The following is a 3,844-nucleotide window of genomic DNA, read 5'->3' on the forward strand; positions in this document are numbered from 1 at the left end:
AACACGATCAAGCTGGCTGTTCTTTTACAATACGTATCGTTATGGACTGCTTACATTAGATAGTTGGAAGAGAAGCAGTTAAAAATATCCGCTTATCCAATAGCTTTTTTTCTGCCTGTCCCTAATCTTTCTGTCGGCATACTCTAGCTAATTAAATACTGACCGGTCGACATCTCCCAGGTAGTCATATATGCACTGCTTAATATTCTTAATATAAAAACTTAAGAAAACTAACTTTAGTAAAAATCACTTACGAAAATTAATTATTTTTGATAAAGTAACCAATTGTGCAAATCAGAGTAATTAATTAGAGGAGTGATTTTTTAGTATGAGTAGTAAAGCGCGGGTCCGGCAGGTCCGGCATCCCAAACTAGCCATGGTCAGCATGTTGCTGGGGGCCTTTGTGGGAATGTTTAGTGAAACCTCGCTGAACATTGCCCTGCCTAAATTGACTTTAGCCTTTCATGTCAATACGGCCACCATCCAGTGGTTAGTAACCGGCTATATGCTGATCATCGGGATTGTCCTGCCCCTATCGAGTCTGATCTCGAAGTGGTTTACCACCCGGCAGATTATCATTTTTGCCCTAGTCGACTTCATCATTGGGGCGGCGATCTCGGCCCTGGCGACGAGCTTTCCGGTCCTCTTGATCGGACGAATGATTCAGGGGATCGGGACCGGTTTGATCCTGCCCCTGATGTTTGCGGTGGTTATGCAGATTTTTCCGCCACAGAAGATCGGGGCTGTGATGGGGGTCTGTGCCCTGGTCATCATGTTTGCTCCCGCCATTGGGCCAACCCTAACTGGGCTGATCCTGGCGAAGTTATCATGGAACTGGATCTTCTGGTGCTTCATCCCGTTCCTCGCAATCGCCTTACTGTTTGCGATTACCTCGTTAGAAAATGTCGGTCAAATTACCCGACCACACGTTGATGTATTATCGATCATTGAATCGGCGGTCGGCTGCTCGGGACTGGTAATCGGGGCCAGCCTGGCTAGTCGTGATGGTTGGCTGTCGTTGTCCGTCCTGTCCGCCCTGGTGATCGGGATCGTTGTGCTGGTGCTTTATGTTCACCGCCAGCTGCACCTAAAAACCCCAATCCTCAACCTGCGGGTATTTAAGACCCCGGCGTTTGCTATCGGCTCGACCCTGGTGATGCTAGACTTCGGGATCATCCTTTCGGCCATGTACCTGCTGCCAATGTACATTCAAAACGGCTTGTTGTTACCGGTTGCTTTGACCGGGATCATCATGTTGCCGGGTGGGGTGGTCAACGCCCTGACCTCGGCCGTGGCCGGACGGATGTACGACAGCGTTGGGGCCAAGAAGCCGGCGATGCTCGGCTTCTTCATTGCCCTGATCGGTGCCGGAATGTTGGCGTTGACCAGTGCGCATTCGTCGATCGCCTACGTCATTGCGGCCCACGTCATTTTGATGATTGGGTGTCCCCTGGCGATGTCACCGTCACAGACCAGTGCCTTGAATTCCTTATCCGGGATGGAATCGGCGGACGGGAGTACGATTTTGAATACCATGCAACAGATTGTTGGGGCCCTGGCCACGGCCCTGGCGACCAGCTTCCTGGAACTGGGCCGTCATGCTGCAACCGGCAGCTCGGCGGTGCGGTTTACTAATGGGGTGCACTACGGAATCTACTTCACCCTGGTGCTGGTTATTATTGGAATCATCCTGACGTTTAAGATGACCGATAAGCCCCACAGCAACGACCTATAAATAAAAAGAGGATCTCGATGAGATCCTCTTTTTATTTACTCAGCCGTTGCAATTCCTTGAGTGCCAGGGGAAAAGCGCTGAAGCCGTCGCTGGTTAGGAAGTGACCACCGGTGGGTTGCACGATCAGTTTGGCGCCCAGCTGGTGAGCAACGTTGATGCTGTCACGGTAGGGAGCGATCGGGTCATTCTTGGCCGTGATGACGGTTGCTTTGGAGACCTTGGGAGTGATTTGCCGGTAGTCCGGGACGGGAATCATAAAGGAATCGAGCTCTGGGTAGGTGGGCAATCCTTTATCAAAGGCCCCCACCAAGAGGAGACGAACGTCGTGGATTTGGTGACGGGCCACGAAACGAAGGGCAGTAATACAACCCAGACTGTGGGCAACCAGGATGAGCCCATCGGTCGCGGGGACCTGCTGGTCGACGGCATCGTTCCATTCAGCTGCTTGCGGAGCAAAGGGATTTGGCAGAGAGATCCGGTCGAGATTGATTTGGGGAGCACAGGCTTCTTCCAGCCACGGGAACCAGTCATCGTCCTTGGTCGAGGTGCCGTGAATAAGATAGGCGTTTTGCATAATGGTCATCCTTTCAAAATCTGTTAGCTCTATCATAAAATTTTATCTAAGAACGAGCAATCAGAATGGCCCTGATTCAGTAAAGCTCGTTATAATAATGGGGACTAGTAGATAGCAAGGGAGGTATGATAATGGATGAAGTAGCACTGCGGTTAGCCCGCCCGGAAGATGCCGCAGCAATTCAGCAAATCTATGGGTATTATGTGGAGAATACGGCCATCACCTGTGAGGTAATCACCCCGTCAATTACGGAACTGACGGGTCGGATTCAAAAAACTCAGCAACGTTTCCCATACTTGGTGGCGACGCTGGGTGATCAGGTAGTTGGTTTTGCGTACGTTAGCCCGGCTAATCCGCGATACGCGTACCAGTGGACCGTGGAAACCTCTATCTATGTTGACCGCAACTGCCGAGGCAGACACGTTGGCACGAAACTCTACGACATGCTTGAAGAAATCTGTCGGCGGATGAAGGTGGTCAACATGACTGCTCACATTGTCTATCCGCATGATGATCAGCCTGATCAATACCTGACCCTGGCTAGTCCCAAATTCCACGAGGCCTATGGCTATCGGTTGGCCGGGCGATTTTACAAGAATGTCTATAAGTTCGACAAGTGGTACGATATGATTTGGATGGAAAAGTCCATTGCAAATCATGGAGATGAACCGACACCGATTGTTAATTTTAACCAGATCAAGGATCAGTTCTTTAGCTAATAAAAAATCGCCAGGAGGAATGCGACCTCTTGGCGATTTATAAATGAAATGGACCATGCGAGATTCGAACTCGCGACCTCCTGCATGCGAAGCAGACATTCTCCCAACTGAACTAATGGCCCAATGCGCCTCTATTATAACAGGGGAATGGTCAGGATGTTAGTAACTTGAAGAAAGAAGTTGAAAATAATGGTACTGGAGGAAATAAGAGTAGCGCGGCCGGCTGATGTCACGAGGGTAGCAACGCTCTATAAGACCATTTGTGACCACCAGCCCCTCGATGAATATGGTGCGGACTGGACCTGGGGCGAGTACCCGAGTGTCGTTGGCCTGCAGCAGATGATTAATGACGCGACAGTGATGATCGGCTTAAAGGACCAACAGGTAGTTGCCGGCGGGGTCCTGACGAGCGGTGAGGAGTACCCGCAAGTCGAATGGCTGCATCATTTCGCTGACGATGAGATCGGGGTCTTGCACTTGTACGGAGTTCATCCGAAATATCGACGCACCGGAATTTCGACTGAGTTGCTACAGGCGATTATCAAGCAGGCTCAAAAGGAAGGGAAGAAAGTTATTCACCTTGACGTACTGGCGGAAAATGTTCCTTCTAAGAAGTTATATGTGAAAAATGGCTTTGAAGTTGTGCGGTCATTGGTTCTGCACTATGACGATATTGGTGATCAGGAGGCCCAGGTTCTTGAGTATCGTATCTGAATTAATAGGAAAATTGTCATTTGCATCTTGCAAAATGATTGCAAAACGACTATAGTAGTTAACTGTTGTGTTTCAAAAACATGACAAAGTTAGCTAGACCAA

The 3,844-nt window shown here is 49.6% G+C and carries 4 protein-coding genes and 1 tRNA gene; 3 read left to right on the top strand and 2 right to left on the bottom strand.

Features of this window, described 5'->3' with window-relative positions:
- Positions 1-328: 328 nt before the first annotated feature.
- Positions 329-1,735: a DHA2 family efflux MFS transporter permease subunit gene (locus ACI31J_RS02010; protein WP_439772784.1), complete on the top strand. Its 1,407-nt coding sequence runs from the start codon at positions 329-331 to the stop codon at positions 1,733-1,735.
- 31 nt (positions 1,736-1,766) lie between these two features.
- Here ACI31J_RS02010 and ACI31J_RS02015 read toward each other — a convergent pair whose 3' ends face one another.
- Complete coding sequence (locus ACI31J_RS02015; RefSeq protein ID WP_439772785.1) at positions 1,767-2,309, bottom strand: RBBP9/YdeN family alpha/beta hydrolase; 543 nt, start codon at positions 2,307-2,309, stop codon at positions 1,767-1,769.
- 131 nt (positions 2,310-2,440) lie between these two features.
- On the opposite strand from ACI31J_RS02015, the gene ACI31J_RS02020 reads away from it, so the two are divergent.
- Positions 2,441-3,028 (top strand): GNAT family N-acetyltransferase, encoded by a 588-nt coding sequence (locus tag ACI31J_RS02020; RefSeq protein WP_439772786.1) that lies wholly within the window; start codon positions 2,441-2,443, stop codon positions 3,026-3,028.
- A 49-nt stretch (positions 3,029-3,077) separates the two neighbouring features.
- On the opposite strand, the gene ACI31J_RS02025 is transcribed toward ACI31J_RS02020, so the two are convergent.
- Positions 3,078-3,150: transfer RNA gene (locus tag ACI31J_RS02025), tRNA-Ala, on the bottom strand.
- 67 nt (positions 3,151-3,217) lie between these two features.
- Here ACI31J_RS02025 and ACI31J_RS02030 point away from each other — a divergent pair.
- Complete coding sequence (locus ACI31J_RS02030) at positions 3,218-3,742, top strand: GNAT family N-acetyltransferase (protein WP_439772787.1); 525 nt, start codon at positions 3,218-3,220, stop codon at positions 3,740-3,742.
- Positions 3,743-3,844 lie beyond the last annotated feature (102 nt).

This window comes from Limosilactobacillus sp., assembly GCF_051873075.1.
Taxonomy (GTDB): domain Bacteria; phylum Bacillota; class Bacilli; order Lactobacillales; family Lactobacillaceae; genus Limosilactobacillus.